The sequence below is a fragment of the Gallibacterium salpingitidis genome, from assembly GCF_001678495.1.
In the GTDB taxonomy this organism is placed as follows: domain Bacteria; phylum Pseudomonadota; class Gammaproteobacteria; order Enterobacterales; family Pasteurellaceae; genus Gallibacterium; species Gallibacterium salpingitidis.
The window spans coordinates 1-15,539 of sequence record NZ_JTJL01000051.1; the positions used below are offsets into that span (position 1 = coordinate 1).

Consider the following 15,539-nt stretch of genomic DNA (forward strand, 5'->3'; position numbering starts at 1 on the left):
GTCTATTAGGCCAATTAAAAAATAAAATAACATTTTTCTTTGAAGTTTATCACAAATTTAAAATTTAAATATTTCAAAAAGCAAAATAAAATTTCATAATAAGAAACGAATACAAATTAAACACCATATAAGGATCGACTATGCAAGAACCAATCGTGCATTCGTCATCTAGTTTAGATATGCCAATACTAAGTATGCAGCATATTATTAAACGTTTCGGTGGGAATATTGCTGTCAATGATGTTAGTTTGAATATTCATGCTGGTGAAATCGTTGCCTTACTAGGTGAGAATGGTGCTGGTAAATCTACTCTTATTAAGATTCTAGCAGGTATTTATCCCTATGATAGTGGAGAGATTTTCTTTGAAGGAAAATCTATATCCTCTGCATTATCAATAAAAACAACTCATGAACAGCCTATTGCGTTTATCCACCAAGATTTGGGTCTAATTGAGTGGATGACAGTGGCTGAAAATATGGCTTTCGTTATGGGATTTCCAAGATATGGTCATCCTCGCTTCGGGATCGTTAATTGGCGTAAAGTTCGTCATCAAGCCCAACAGGCATTATCTTCAGTAGGTATTGATCTTGATCCAGATACTAGGGTCTTTGACTTATCACGAACTGAAAAAGCCTTGTTAGCTATTGCCAGAGCTATTGCCGTTAATGCAAAAATTCTCATTCTTGATGAACCAACAGCCTCCTTACCAGCCAGTGATGTAAAACATCTTTTCTCGGTTTTACATCGTTTACGCCAACAGGGTGTAGGTATGATTTATGTTACTCATCGTCTCGATGAGGTGATTGAAATCTCAGATAGAATTTACGTGATGCGAGATGGAATCCCTGTCGCAGAAGGTAAAACAACTGGCTATGATGTTAAAGAACTCGTTAAAGTTATCGTCGGTGAAGAAACTAGAGAATTCCAACGTTATCCATTGCCACAACACAATGATGAAATTCTTAACTTAAATAATGTTGTAGTGGGTGATACGGGACCAGTTTCTTTTACTCTAAGAAAAGGAGAGATGATAGCCCTTGCTGGATTACGTGGTGCCGGACAAGAAGAAATAGGTAGATTACTTTTTGGATTGCGTCATCTTGATCAAGGAGAAATTCGTCTTCTAGGTCAAACTTATACCCCAACTTCACCTAAAGATGCAATTCAACATGGTGTTTCTTTAGTTGCAGGAGATCGTACTAACGAAAGTTTAGTAATGTCTATGACAACAACTGAAAATTTATTCCTAAATCCAATTATTAAACAAGGTTCTGCTTGGCATTGGTATGACAAAGTTGAAGAGTTAAAACAAAGCTGGTTTAAATTTCAACTTTTTGATATCAGGCCTAAAAATATGTTTATTGAAGTTAGTGCATTGTCTGGAGGTAACCAGCAAAAAATTGTTATGGCCAGATGGTTACACTTAAACACCCCAGTCATCATTTTAGAAGATCCAACTGCTGGTGTTGATGTCGGAGCTCGTGCAGAAATTTATGATGTCTTAAATAAAACCTTAGAACAAGGAATTTCTATCATCGTTATATCTACTGACTTTGAAGAAATTGCTAATTTATGCAATCGAGCCTTAGTGTTTAACCGTGGTAGCGTAGTAGGAGAGTTATTCAATGAAGATATTACTTTTGCAAACTTACTTGAACTCTCTTCAGCTAACACTGCAACATTGACTAATAACCAAGCACATTTGCATTCACCATCTCACTCTTACTAAGGATTATTCGTTATGGCGCAAACTTCTGTAAAATCAACCGCACTTGAACAAGCCGTTTCACTTCAACGTGATGGATTCATTCCTTGGTTATCACAACAGGCCACTCGCTATGGTTTATTGTGGTTATGTGTACTACTTGTTATCCTTTTTTCTCTGACTACACCAACCTTCGCATCCATGCTAACACTCAACGCAATTTTAGAAACAAAATCTAAAATTGCCTTATTAGCACTAGCTGCAACGATTACTATGATCGTTGGTAAAATAGACTTAAATGTCGGTTTTGGTATTGTCTTATGGCATATTCTAGCTATCACCTTACAAGTACAATTCGGCTTTTCTTGGCAAATGTCGGTAATCATTGTACTTGTTATTGCAGCACTTTATGGATTACTCAATGGTATCTTAGTTGCTCTTGCTGATATTGATAGCTTCGTTGCTACTCTCGGTTCTGGTACTGTGTTATACGCAATCGCACTATGGCATTCAGGCGGACGACAAATTGTAGGTAACTTGCCTGATGGTTTCTACGATCTTAATGGAATTGATCTTTTTGGATTACCTATTTCAGCTCTCTATGTTCTTATTGTTGCATTAGTATTATGGATTATTACTGAACACACTGCTATTGGTCGTTGTATGTATGCAGTGGGCGGTAATCCAACTGCTGCAAGACTAAATGGTATTTCTATAAAAAAATATACTATCTGTGCATTCATTACTTCTAGCACTTTGACTGGTTTTACTGGAGTACTTATCGCTGCACAACAAGGTGTTGGGCAAGCCAGTGTTGGTATGGACTATTTATTACCAGCTTTAGTAGGTGCATTTTTAGGTAGTACCACTATCCGCCCAGGAAGAGTAAATGTATGGGGTACAATTGTTGGTATTGCAATTCTTGCCATTGGTATTTCAGGTATCCAACAATTTGGTGGCGCATTCTGGGTAGAGCCATTATTTAATGGTACCACTTTATTACTCTCTATTACTATTGCTGGATATGCTCAACGCAAACGTCTTGCTAATCAAAAACTCGTTCAGAAAAAACAACAAACCCAAGCTGTTAAAACAGATCCTCAACAATCCAATCAACCATAGGAGAAATTCATATGAAGAAAACTTTCAAAAAAAGCATTACTGTTAGCTTAATTACTGCCGGATTGTTTTTCTTTAACCAGCATACTTTCGCTGCAGATGATTTTGTTTCTCAAGCAAAAACAACTGTTGCAGCAGCTACAGCACCACAAACCAAATGGGATGGACCAACAACAGGTCCAAAACTTCAACAAGGTAAGACAGTTATATTTATCGCATCTGATATGAAAAATGGGGGAGTATTAGGTGTTTTAGATGGTATGAAAGAAGCGGCTAAAGTTGTTGGTTGGAAATTGGATGTTCTTGATGGTGCTGGATCTGTAAACAACCAATTAGCTTCGCTCAATCAAGCTATCGCAAAAAAACCTGATGCTATTGTAATTGGTGGTTGGAATCCTAATGTTGCCCGTAATCCCTTAAAAAAAGCTAGCCAACAAGGAATTACACTTGTCGCTTGGCACGCAACCCCACAACCAGGTGCCATCGATCAGTATAATATTTTCTATAATGTCACTTCTGACTCAGATGAAATCGCAAAATTATCTGCTTTATTAGCAGTTGCGCAATCAGAAGGTAAAGCAAAAGTTGTCATTCTTACAGACTCGTTATATGAAATTGCACTACGCAAAGCAAATGTCATGAAAGAAACGATCCAACAATGCAAGACTTGCGAAGTGCTTGAATTTGTCGATACTCCTTTAGCAGACACTTCAAGCCGTATGCCTGGTTTAACCTTCAGCACATTACAAAAATATAAAGATAACTTCCAATATACTTTGGCGATTAACGATTTATATTTTGACTTTATGGCGCCATCACTTCGTACTGCAGGCATCAAGGGAGATCAATTCCCACATAATATCTCCGCAGGAGATGGTTCTGTTACCGCTTATCAACGTATTCGCAGCGGAGATCACCAAATTGCAACAGTACCAGAGCCACTTAATCTACATGGTTGGCAATTAGTTGATGAGTTAAATCGTGCATTCTCAGGACAAAAGCCTTCTGGCTATGTAACTCCAGTACATCTCGTAACAAAAGAAAACATTACTTACGATGGTGGCGATAAAAATATGTATGACCCACAAAATGGTTACAAAGAAGCATACAAAACAATTTGGGGAATTAAATAAAAAACATAATAAGAGGGTTAATTGCCCTCTTATTATTAATACAGGAATATGAATGATGAACATTGAAATTTACGACGCTGGTTTTCAGACGCTATTTCCTGATAACGCTGTTTTAGAAGAACTTTTTGATCAAGCTATTTGGGCAGAAGGTCCTGTATGGCTACCAAAAGAAAATGCAGTTATTTTTAGTGATGTAAAAGGTAACTGTATGTATAAATGGAAAGCCAATCAAGGAATAACCATTTTCCGTTCACCCTCCGATTTTGCTAACGGAAACGCTGTTTTACCCGATGGCTCACTAGTCACATGTCAACATGGAAGTCGTTCCATTAGCCATACTGATCTGAATGGAACAATAAATACCTTAACGACAACATTTGATGGAAAACGTCTGAATTCACCAAATGATTTAGTCGTAAAATCTGATGGTTCAATTTGGTTTACTGATCCACCTTATGGAATCCTCAGTAACCACGAAGGTTATCAAGCGCCAAGTGAAATTGTTGGTTGTTATATTTATTGTTACTATCCTGAAGATAACAAAACATATCTCGCAACCTTTAATACTATGCGCCCAAATGGTTTATTTTTCTCTCCTGATGAAAAAACACTTTATGTCGCTGATATGTCTAGTGTTGAATTTTCACAGCAAGGACTACATCATTTAGTCGCTTTTGATGTTGTTGGACACCAATTACAAAATCGCCGTACTATTTGTGAAATTACACCTGGAATTCCTGATGGTTTTTGTCTTGACAAAAATGAGTTAATTTATTGCAGTTGCGAAGATGGCGTCTTAGTTATCACACCACAAGGAAAATATATTGCAAAAATACATATTGGTAAAACTGTTTCTAATTGCACTTTAGGAGGAGTTCATCAAAACGAATTATATATTACTGCAACAAATAGTTTATATCGTCTTACCCTCAATACTCATGGATTTCAATACGATTACTGTTTTTCTAAAAACTAACAATAAGAAAAAGTATTGTATAAATGATGTATTACCCTTCTTAGCAATATGCCCTATCCTAAGATTGGGGCATATTGCTTTCAATTTAAAAACTGTTCCCTTTTCCTACGCAAACATTTTTTCAAACCAATTTATAAAACTAGCTTTAATCTGTTGATAATCTAATGAAGGGGTTTGCAGCAATAACCGTTGCCAATATTGATACTGCTTATTTTGTTTATCGAGCTGACTTAATTCATAACGTAATGTTTCTTCATCACTATTTTCATCCGCAAAGAGCTTGCTGAACTGTTCTAATCTAAATGTTGGCACTAAACTGATTTGTTGCTGTGATTGTAGAAAATCTCGTATATAAACTTCTAGCTGTCTTAAAGCATCTTCTCGCTCTAATGGTGTGAAATTAAGTGTTGTTACTTTTCCTGACTCTAGCCCATAAAAGAGTGAATTTTGTTGTTCCCCTGCTATTTGTAGCAATAAGTGAGCCAACCATAAGCTAATTTGTTCTTGTTCACGAATTCTGCCAACTCGCCAACCAACATATTGCTCCTGATAAAGTTGATCGATTTGCCCTTGCAGCAATACGTTTTCACCATCAATATCGAGATGGATCTCAATTTTTAATGATTCTGCTGGCATAGTGTGATAATCAGCAACCACATTCCACAATGCGGCACAAGTTTCTTCTAATGCTGCTTGTTGTAAAAAAGCAAATCCTGCTCGAGGTAAAACGCCCTCACGTTTTGCTTTTTCAAATTCATCGTTCCAACTAGCATAATCATATTGCAATAAACGTTCTTTTAATTGGTATTGCGCAAGATTGTCTAAAGCAAATGTCTCACTTTCCGCTACATTTTCATTATTTTGATTAAGAAACACACCTAACTTTTGCTCAAAGAAATAACGCTGTGGTGCCACCACAAAGCGAATTAGGTCATCTAATGCAATCACTTTAACAACTTCATCTGTTTCCGATTGATTCAATTCTGTGACAAAAGGTTCTATGTTTTTAGTCGCCATCTGCAATTCAGCGACTCTCGCCCACTCTTTAGCATAAGAAAAATGCGGTTCAAGAAAGTTATTAACGCTAAAAATAGTCGCTGGATAAGAGAATTTAAGTTCAGCAAGCTGTGTTGGTTCCGTTAAATTTTCACTAAGATAATCAAGCAGTTGGCTGACTAAAATTGATGGTTGATACTCAGTATTATCCACGACCGAATAGCCCACATAGCTGATATATAGTTTTTCTCGTGCTGATAGTAGTGCTTCTAAAAATAAATAACTGTCATCTTCACGACGCACACGATCGCCTTTTTGTGGTTGATACTGCATCACATCAAAACTGTTAGTCGCTAATTGTCGTGGAAAATCACCCTCATTCATTCCTAATAAACAAATCACTTTAAATGGAATAGCACGCATTGGTAATAGCGTACAGAAATTAAGCTGCCCCATTAAGAAATGTACGCTATTCTCTTGTTCATTTAATTTTGCTTGTAATAACTCACTAATAATCTCGGCATCTAAAGTTTCTTGATAATTACTTTCTAGCGCTGTATCTAAAATCTGGTGAACTGCCTGTTTTAATATAGCAACAACAGTTCTACTTTCAGTCACCTCAAAAAAGTTCTCAATACAGGTGAAAAGCGTTTGCCGCCACTGTTCAATATCTAATGGTTGCTGTAATTGTTGATACCACTCTTGCAACGCCTCGATAAAATGGGCTAATTTCCCTGCAATTTTGCCTTGTAAACCCTCACTATAATCAAAGCCAACATTATCCTGCCATACGCCTTGTTCATTTTTTAGTGCATAGCCTAATAACATTCGTTCAATACCATTCTGCCACGCATTATAATTAGGTACATCTTCAGCATCCTGCTTATATAATCCAAAGCGAATCCCTGACTGAATTGCCCATTCACGAATTTGTGATAACTCTTCTAACTCAATCGAAAAACGCTGACGAATACAAGCCACATCTAACAGACTTAATACCATCTCTACTGAAAACAATGACTCTTTAAAAGTAAGAAATTGTAGGAATGTAGCAATAACCACATCACTTTCAGTGATTTTTCTATCTGAAATGGCAAATGGAATATGGCGTTTATCCTCAAAACGATATTGCGAAAATACCGCCTGAATATAAGGAGTATAACGATCAATATCCGCCACCATCACGACAATATCTTTAGGCGTTAAATTTGGATCTCCAGCGAACATTGCCAACAAATTATCGTGCAAAACCTCAACCTCTCGCATTGGACTATGGCAAGCATGAAAACTTAATGAGGTATCTCCAGTTTGATAATGCAATTGTGATGATTCATTTTGTGCGTATGTTAATTCTAAAATACTGCGTTGTATCTGTTGCAATAATGAATCCTCAGTAGGTTCAATATATAACTCTATTTCGTGTGGTTCTAACTGAGTTAGTGAATAGAGAAAATCACGCCCTAATTTTCCCCAGGAAGCTAATAGCGGATGCCCTACCGTCAATGATTCATCATAAATCGTTTTCACTACTTGCTGCTCATCACTATTTTGCTTAAGTTGTTTCAGTTTTAATTTTTCTAGATAGCGATGATCAATAATATCTCCCCAATAATAGCGGCTAGGGCTATTAAAAAAGAGATGAATGTCAGTATGTTCACTTAGTGCGTGCAAAACAGTAAGAAACATTGGCGGTAATGCAGAAATACCAAAAACACAAACTCGCTTTGGTAAATATTTTGGCTTGTGTCCATTCGCTAATAAATCAAGATATTGTTGATACAAACTAGCACGATGCCAGATCATATCTTGTTGATAATCCTGTTGAATATCATTAATGAGTTTTTGCCATAAGATCGCTTGCCAAGATAAATCTTGCATAATGGTTGGCAAAATTGCTTGATAACGTGGTGCGATTTGTTGCGCAATTTGCTGTTGTAAACTTTGTTGTTCCCTGGCTTCCCATTGCTTAATCCAATCTGGTCGATATACCAAATATTGGTCAAATAAATCAGCGATTTTTTCAGCTAATTGAAACAATTTTAACGTTGTAAATTGTTCACCTAGATAATGGCGTAAACTTGTGAACTCTGGCAAATCCAAAGTCTGAGGTATAATGCGCATCAACCGCCAAACAAGATTTTCTTTACTAAATAAATTCTTTTCTCCTGCGGCGGGAATACTCTCTTTATAGAGTTGCCAAATAAAGGTCGAAGGCATTGGGAAAGTGAAGTTAGCCGCGATACCAAAATGATCCGCTAATTGGATTTGCAGCCATTGCGCCATTCCTGGACTTTGCACCAAAATAATATTGCTTGCAAAAGGATCAGTTAAAGGTTGTACCTCTAATAATCGAATCAATAAATCCTTTTGATACTCCAGTTGGTTAGCATAATAGACTGTAAACATGACTACTTTCCCGCTCATTCACTCTCAAGGCACTCATTGTAAACGAATTATGCCATGATGATAACTTTCAAAAAAAAGGAGCAACGACAATTGCTCCTTTACACCATATTACTTATTTATTATGCAGTAGCCGTTTCATTCCGCTGCAACCATTTTTGTAGTAACACAATAAGTACAATATAGATCGCTTGTGCAACGATGGTTTCTAAAGTGGCATAGAAACCTAACCATTCAATATTTGGCAAACTATCTACAATAGTAACTGGGAAAATATGCGTTAATTGTAAAGCGTGAACACTTACGCCTAAGATCTTAAATCCTAATATATACAGTACCCAAGTTAAAATCTTAAACATCGTTGGTACCGGTAATTTAACCGAACTTTTTAAGATAATTACTGCTAATACGGCAAGAATAACTACGGCAATCCCAACACCTAATGCAAAAGATTCTGTGCTAATGTTCGGTAAAATCCCTACATAGAATAGGATAGTTTCTGCTCCTTCCCGAAACACCGATAAGAAACTTAAACCAAACAAGGAAACAAAACTGCCGGTTGTTAATGCTTTCCCCATATGTTTCTTAATATAAGCCTGCCATGCTTTTAATGAGGATTTACTATGCAACCATGCACCAATGGTTAAGATCATTAATACAGCGACAATTCCAACGCCACCTTCGATAATTTCTCGATTGGTACCGGAACTTGCCGCTGGGAATAAACGTTGTAAGGCAAATGCAGCTACTAGACTTAATACCAATCCAGCCACTACACCACCACTTACCCATTTATACCCTTGTGGGCGATTTGCAACACGTAGCGCACTAACTAACGCCATCACGACCAATAACGCTTCTAACCCCTCACGCAGTAAAATTAACATTGCATCAATAGCGGTATAACTTGCTGCCGGATTAATTGCAGCTAATTGATCAATCAATTGCTGTAAATTGGCTTGATATTTTGGTTCTTGCCCTTTTGCCAGAATCACTGGAACTTCACTCTCTACACGTGTATATAAAGAACCATCACGCGTACTCACATCACCTTCAATGCTTGGCCAAATCTCAATAAAGGTCGTTAATTTTTCTTGTGCAGTGGTATTATCTTGCTGTTGGAATGCTGCCAATCCTTCTTTGAGCAAATTCACGCCATCACTTAATTGATAGTTGCCTGTGACATTCTCCGTTTTTTTCCCAGACAAGAAATCATCAAATTGTGTCGCAATTTTCTGCGTATTTTGCTCTACTCGTTGATAATCTAACGGTTCGGTTTCAATAGCAACACGTAACAACGCTAAAGCTGTTTCGATCTTACCGTAATAACTCATATCAACATCGCGCACCGTACGTTCATTTTTAGTCCAAATGCTATTAAACAAACGGTATTGTTGTTTTAACACTTCAACATCCGGTTGCGCTTTTTGCTCAGTAATCACCTTTTGCCAATGATCAAAGGCTGGCACAATACGTTTTTTGAATAGTTTTTTCTGTTCAGCAATATCTAAAGGGTGTTGTTCTTTATCAAACGCTAACAAAGCAACAGAAAGTTGATTTAACTGTTCAATATCTGTGTTAGCGATTGTTTTTGTCAGTTGCTCTAATACCACTTTTCCCGCTGGCGAAGTATGCTGTGGAATCGCGATAAATTGCTGCTGAATTTGTTCGATGTCTTGTTTTGCTTGCTCAGGATTACTCTCCTTCACTGCGCTCATTGCATCTGACAACTGAATAAACAATGGGCTTAAATTAATTTTAGTTTCTGCCGCAACGGCATTCACCGCCACGAGCAGCCACAATAAAATTACCCCGAAAATATTGGCATTTTTAAGGATTTTCATACTACGCTCCTAATAAAGCTTGTCCAATAAACTCTCCCTCTTTTACTCCCGGGAAGCAGGCAAACAAACCACTACCAATATGAGTAATATATTCATTCATTCGATCAACATTACCTAACGCATTTTGAATGGTGATAAATTGTTCAGGATCTTTTTGGTAACAAATGAACAGTAAGCCACTTTCAAATTGTCCTGTACGCGGATTAATTCCATCTGAATAAGAATAAGCACGACGTAAAATCTGTTTACCAGTCTTGTGTGCTAAAGCGGAGTGTGAATCTTCTGGAATCATTGGTTTACCATGATGATTCTTTTTCTCTAAATCTAACGGTGCAAATTCGTCATGTTCCCCGATTGGTGCACCTGTTGTACGATGGCGACCAAAAGTACGCTCTTGTTCTTTGTAACTGGTTCGATCCCAAGTTTCTAAATGCATAACAATCTTACGCACAATCATATAGCTACCACCATATAACCATGCAGGTTGATCGATCCAAACTTGTCCTGCGGTATCTTTTAAAGTATTTGCATTAGCCGTACCATCTTTAAACCCAAAAAGATTTCGTGGTGTATCAGTTGGTTTATCTGCTGAAATAAAACCTGATTGGCTCCATTTCATCGTGACATTAGAACGAGCAACACGAACTAATTGACGTACGGCATGGAATGCTACTTGCACATCATTAGCACAAGATTGAATACAAATATCACCACCACTAAATTCTGCTTTTAATTGATCACGAGGAAATAACGGTAAATCTTTAAACTCTTTTGGTGCTTTATCTTGTAAACCTAATTTCTGTAAAAATGATGGTGATACACCAAAAGTTAAGGTTAAACCATAAGCTGATAAATCATCAGCCTCTCCTGTATCTGTTGGTGGGACAAAATGATTTTTTGCATATTCCTGTACATTTTTTCCTTGTACTAAACGTGCAGCATAAGCTGTCCACGTTTTAAAAACTTCTCTAATCTCATGCAAGTTTTCTGTCGCAAGATCCAATACTAAGAAATACACATAGGTTTGTTGCGGTGTCAAAATTCCTTGTTGGTGTTCACCATAAAAAGGATAAGTAATATCTGATAAACAATGCTTATCAACCGGTTTAGTTGCTTCCGCAGCAGTGGCTTGCTGAGTGGTTAAGGTTAATCCAGCTAAACCACCGCCTAACATTAATCCTGATTTTTTTAAAAATTGACGACGTCCATTATTCATATTTTTTTGCTGTATAAGATCTTTTGTACTCATTTTTTTTGTCCCATTAAAAAAGGAAAAACCACTGTTCCGAAAAACAGTGGTTAATTATCAAAAATTACTCTAAATTAGTTTGCTCCATCGAGGATAACACCCATTTGTGCAAGTGGCTCACCCAATTTATTTACAGCTTCCCCTAACACACGAGTATCTTCTTTTGAAAGTTCTGTATAAGCTTTATAGTCGTGCTTACCAACTTTGTATTTATCTAATAAGCTATTTACATTCTTAAATTGTTTATCCAATTCTTTCACTAATTTCGCATCTTTTTGTGCAAGTTTTGGTTTAAGAATTTCATAAATTTTTTCTGCGCCTTCTACATTCGCTTTAAAGTCATAAAGGTCAGTACGAGAGAAAATTTCTTCTTCACCAGTAATTTTACTTGTTGATACTTCATTTAATAAATCCACTGCACCTTGTACCATTAAGTCGCCAGTAACTTCTACTGTTGGTACTTTCGCACGTAACTCTTTCACATCATTGAGTAATTGATCAGCAATTTGTTCTGTTCCTTTAGTAGTGTTTTCTGTCCATAAGATTTTTTCAATTTTGTGGAAACCACTCCAAATTTGATCTTTTTCTAAATCTGCTTCACGAGCATCAATACGTGGATCTAAATCACCAAAGCTTTCAGCAATTGGTTCTGAACGTTCATAATACATTCTGATTAATGGATAAGCTTTTTTCGCTTCTTCTAATTTTCCTGCTTTTAAGTCAGCAACAAATTGTGTTGTACCTTTTACTAATTCATCGATTTGCTCAACAACAAATGCTTGATATTGTTTAGTTTCTTTTGATAAATCAACAGGTGCAGCTAATAAAGTATTAGAAAAAAGAACGGTTGATGAAATGATAGTTGCTAACGCAAGCTTTTTAAAATTAAACATAAATTACCCCATATGGAATGTAAATGAAAATGAATCGCATATAGGTAGTGTAAGTTATGGCAAATAATAATTGTTGTCAATGATAATTATAAAAAAATGAGAAAAATATATAGAAATAGTACGGAATAGCAATTTATTAAAAGAAAATGGATATAAGAGAAATCAAGGAGAATAAGAATGAAATGGCGCATCCGAGAGGATTCGAACCTCTGACCGCTCGGTTCGTAGCCGAGTACTCTATCCAGCTGAGCTACGGATGCGCTGAGAAAAACTGAACTTATTATTTATTCCCAATTTACTCTAGAGTAGCGAGTAAATGGCGCATCCGAGAGGATTCGAACCTCTGACCGCTCGGTTCGTAGCCGAGTACTCTATCCAGCTGAGCTACGGATGCGTCGAATAAATGGCGGTGAGAGAGGGATTCGAACCCTCGATAGAGTTTTAAGCCCTATGCACCCTTAGCAGGGGTGTGCCTTCAGCCTCTCGGCCATCTCACCTCGTTCGGTTGAGACGCTATAATATGGATTTTAGAAAATAAGTCAACGCTTTTTTATGAAAAAACCTGTTTTTGAGTCTGATTGAATGGATTATCATCAAAATAACTAATTTATGAGCAATCTTGCTTTATTTACCTAGTAACTCTCTAATTAATTATCCTTTAATAAGGCCTTTAATCTGGCAAATCCTTCCTGCCTTTGTTGTTGTTTTTGTTGTTCTGTTAAAGGCGGTTTATCTTTTTCCCATACAAGATCATCTTGTGGTAATTCCAATAAAAAACGACTCGGCTCTGTCTGAATAATTTCTCCCATTTGTCTGCGAGTTTTACAACGAGAAAAAGTCAGTTCTCTCTGTGCACGCGTAATTCCTACATAAGCCAAACGTCGCTCTTCTTCAATATTATTATCATCAATGGAATTTTGGTGCGGTAGAATGCCTTCTTCCATCCCAATCAAATAAACATATGGAAACTCTAATCCCTTAGAAGCATGCAGTGTCATTAATTGCACTTCATCACCACTCTCTTCATTCTCATTACGTTCCAACATATCACGTAATGTTAAACGCAAAACCACTTGAGATAAGGTCATTGACGGATTAAATTCATCTCCTTCCAGCATATCGTGCACCCACTGCAATAACATTGCGACGTTTCTGCTTTGTATCTCTGCGGCTTTAGGGTTATTCGCTTGCTCATACAGATATGCTTCATATTGCAATTGTGCAAACATTTCACGAATCGCTTGTTGCGGCTCACTCCTAACAATTTGATCTGATAAACGTACAATCCAATCAGCAAAATTATGTAATGCCGTATAAGCTTTTGGAGTAACTCGCTGTAATAATTCAAAATCAAAAATTGCTGCAAATAATGAACAATGTTTTTCTTTAGCCAAGCTACCCAATTTTTCTAATGTTGCAGTGCCAATCTCTCGTCTTGGTGTATTAACAATTCGAATAAAAGCTGAATCATCATCCTGATTGACCAATAGTCGTAAATAAGCCATTACATCTTTGATTTCGACTCGGGAAAAGAAAGATGTACCGCCAGAAATTTTGTACGGAATACGATTCTGCATTAACACTTTTTCCAACAAACGAGATTGGTGGTTCCCTCGATATAAAATGGCATAATCACGATAAGCCGTTTTCTTTAAAAAACGGTGTGTCATTAATTCACCAACAATACGCTCCGCTTCATGTTCCTCATTTTTGGCTTCAATGACATTCAGTAATTCCCCAGCACCTAACTCAGAAAATAATCTTTTTACGAAAATATGATCATTATTATCGATTAAAATGTTGGCGCAATGCAGAATTCTTTGTGTAGAACGATAATTTTGCTCTAGCTTAATGACTGAAATATTAGGGAAATCATCTTTAAGTCGTGCAATATTCTCGGGATTAGCACCTCGCCAAGAATAAATTGATTGATCATCATCACCAACAACCGTAAATCTCGCTTGCTCACCTACTAATAATTTGATCAATTCATATTGGCTAGTATTAGTATCCTGATATTCATCAACTAATAAATAAGCAATTTTTTGCTGCCATTTCGCACGAATTGTTGTATTACTGCGTAATAATAAAGTTGGCAACATAATCAAATCATCAAAATCTAATGAATTATAGGCATGCATTTGTTGCACATATAACTGATAACACTCAGCAAATGTCTTTTCTATCGGCGTTTTTGCTAACGCTAATGCTTGTTTTGGCAAGATAAGGTTATTCTTACAAGTAGATATATAGTTAATCAACTGAGTCAGTTTATCTTTATCTTCTAATAAAACTGTTGCCGTTAATTCCTGTAATAATGCCTTCTGATCATGTTCATCAAACAACGTAATGCTGGACTTTAATCCGAGCTCTCTATGCTCACGTTTAATCAAATCAAAACCTAACGTATGAAATGTACAAACGATAAGCCCTTTACTTTTTTGCGCACCAATAGATTGAGCAACACGTTCTCTCATTTCACGTGCAGCTTTATTGGTAAAAGTTACTGCAGCAATACTATTTGGCAGATAACCGCAATGCTCAATTAAATAGGCTATTTTATTAATAATTACTCTGGTTTTCCCTGAACCAGCACCTGCCAATACCAAACAAGGTGTATTAATCGTTGTTACTGCTTGCTGTTGTTGTTGATTCAATCGCATAACATTACTGAATTTTTTCTTTTCTACTTCTAATAATAAAAGAAAACCCGTCTAAAAAGACGGGTCTTTATATTTATCTTCGCAATTCAATTATTTTTTGATGTTTGCTACAACACCAGCGCCTACTGTACGGCCACCTTCACGAATCGCAAAACGTAAACCTTGGTCCATCGCAATTGGGTGAATCAAGCTTACTGTCATCTTGATGTTATCTCCTGGCATTACCATTTCCACACCTTCTGGTAACTCGATTGTTCCTGTTACGTCAGTTGTACGGAAATAGAATTGTGGACGATATCCTTTGAAGAATGGAGTATGACGACCACCTTCTTCTTTTGATAATACGTACACTTCTGCTTCGAAATCTGTATGTGGTGTGATTGAACCTGGTTTCGCTAATACTTGGCCACGTTCGATTTCTTCACGTTTGGTACCACGTAATAACGCACCAATGTTTTCCCCAGCACGTCCTTCGTCTAATAATTTACGGAACATTTCTACACCAGTTACTGTTGTCTTCGTTGTATCTTTGATACCCACGATTTCAACTTCTTCAC

The 15,539-nt window shown here is 36.8% G+C and carries 10 protein-coding genes and 3 tRNA genes; 4 read left to right on the forward strand and 9 right to left on the reverse strand.

Annotation, left to right across the window (positions count from 1 at the left end):
• Window positions 1–194 precede the first annotated feature (194 nt).
• The 4 genes from QS62_RS09245 to QS62_RS09260 are packed head-to-tail and all read left to right on the forward strand — an operon-like array spanning window position 195 to window position 4,934.
• Window positions 195–1,730, forward strand: coding sequence for a sugar ABC transporter ATP-binding protein (locus tag QS62_RS09245; protein ID WP_082966175.1), 1,536 nt, complete (start codon window positions 195–197; stop codon window positions 1,728–1,730).
• A 12-nt stretch (window positions 1,731–1,742) separates the two neighbouring features.
• The gene (locus QS62_RS09250) at window positions 1,743–2,828 is read left to right on the forward strand and encodes an ABC transporter permease (protein ID WP_066109211.1); all 1,086 of its coding nucleotides are present in this window, start codon (window positions 1,743–1,745) and stop codon (window positions 2,826–2,828) included.
• An 11-nt stretch (window positions 2,829–2,839) separates the two neighbouring features.
• Window positions 2,840–3,958: an ABC transporter substrate-binding protein gene (locus tag QS62_RS09255; protein ID WP_066109214.1), complete on the forward strand. Its 1,119-nt coding sequence runs from the start codon at window positions 2,840–2,842 to the stop codon at window positions 3,956–3,958.
• Between the two features lie 52 nt (window positions 3,959–4,010).
• Window positions 4,011–4,934: an SMP-30/gluconolactonase/LRE family protein gene (locus tag QS62_RS09260; protein WP_066109217.1), complete on the forward strand. Its 924-nt coding sequence runs from the start codon at window positions 4,011–4,013 to the stop codon at window positions 4,932–4,934.
• Window positions 4,935–5,039: 105 nt separating this feature from the next.
• Here the strand turns inward: QS62_RS09260 and recC are convergent, their stop codons facing one another.
• The 9 genes from recC to QS62_RS09305 form a co-directional block, all read right to left on the reverse strand.
• On the reverse strand, window positions 5,040–8,336 hold the full coding sequence (gene recC, locus QS62_RS09265) for an exodeoxyribonuclease V subunit gamma (protein ID WP_066109221.1): 3,297 nt from the start codon (window positions 8,334–8,336) through the stop codon (window positions 5,040–5,042).
• Window positions 8,337–8,455: 119 nt separating this feature from the next.
• Window positions 8,456–10,177: an FTR1 family iron permease gene (locus QS62_RS09270; protein ID WP_066109226.1), complete on the reverse strand. Its 1,722-nt coding sequence runs from the start codon at window positions 10,175–10,177 to the stop codon at window positions 8,456–8,458.
• Window position 10,178: 1 nt separating this feature from the next.
• Window positions 10,179–11,426 (reverse strand): iron uptake transporter deferrochelatase/peroxidase subunit, encoded by a 1,248-nt coding sequence (gene efeB / locus QS62_RS09275; RefSeq protein WP_066109228.1) that lies wholly within the window; start codon window positions 11,424–11,426, stop codon window positions 10,179–10,181.
• 74 nt (window positions 11,427–11,500) lie between these two features.
• Window positions 11,501–12,319 (reverse strand): iron uptake system protein EfeO, encoded by an 819-nt coding sequence (gene efeO, locus QS62_RS09280; protein ID WP_066109231.1) that lies wholly within the window; start codon window positions 12,317–12,319, stop codon window positions 11,501–11,503.
• A gap of 183 nt (window positions 12,320–12,502) precedes the next feature.
• Window positions 12,503–12,579: transfer RNA gene (locus tag QS62_RS09285), tRNA-Arg, on the reverse strand.
• 57 nt (window positions 12,580–12,636) lie between these two features.
• A tRNA-Arg gene (locus tag QS62_RS09290) sits at window positions 12,637–12,713 on the reverse strand.
• A 10-nt stretch (window positions 12,714–12,723) separates the two neighbouring features.
• A tRNA-Ser gene (locus QS62_RS09295) sits at window positions 12,724–12,816 on the reverse strand.
• Between the two features lie 150 nt (window positions 12,817–12,966).
• Window positions 12,967–14,982, reverse strand: a complete 2,016-nt coding sequence (rep, locus tag QS62_RS09300) for a DNA helicase Rep (protein ID WP_066109234.1) — start codon at window positions 14,980–14,982, stop codon at window positions 12,967–12,969.
• 90 nt (window positions 14,983–15,072) lie between these two features.
• Window positions 15,073–15,539, reverse strand: a 467-nt coding sequence (locus tag QS62_RS09305; RefSeq protein WP_156550100.1) for an EF-Tu C-terminal domain-related protein, incomplete at its 5' end; no start/stop codon positions are given.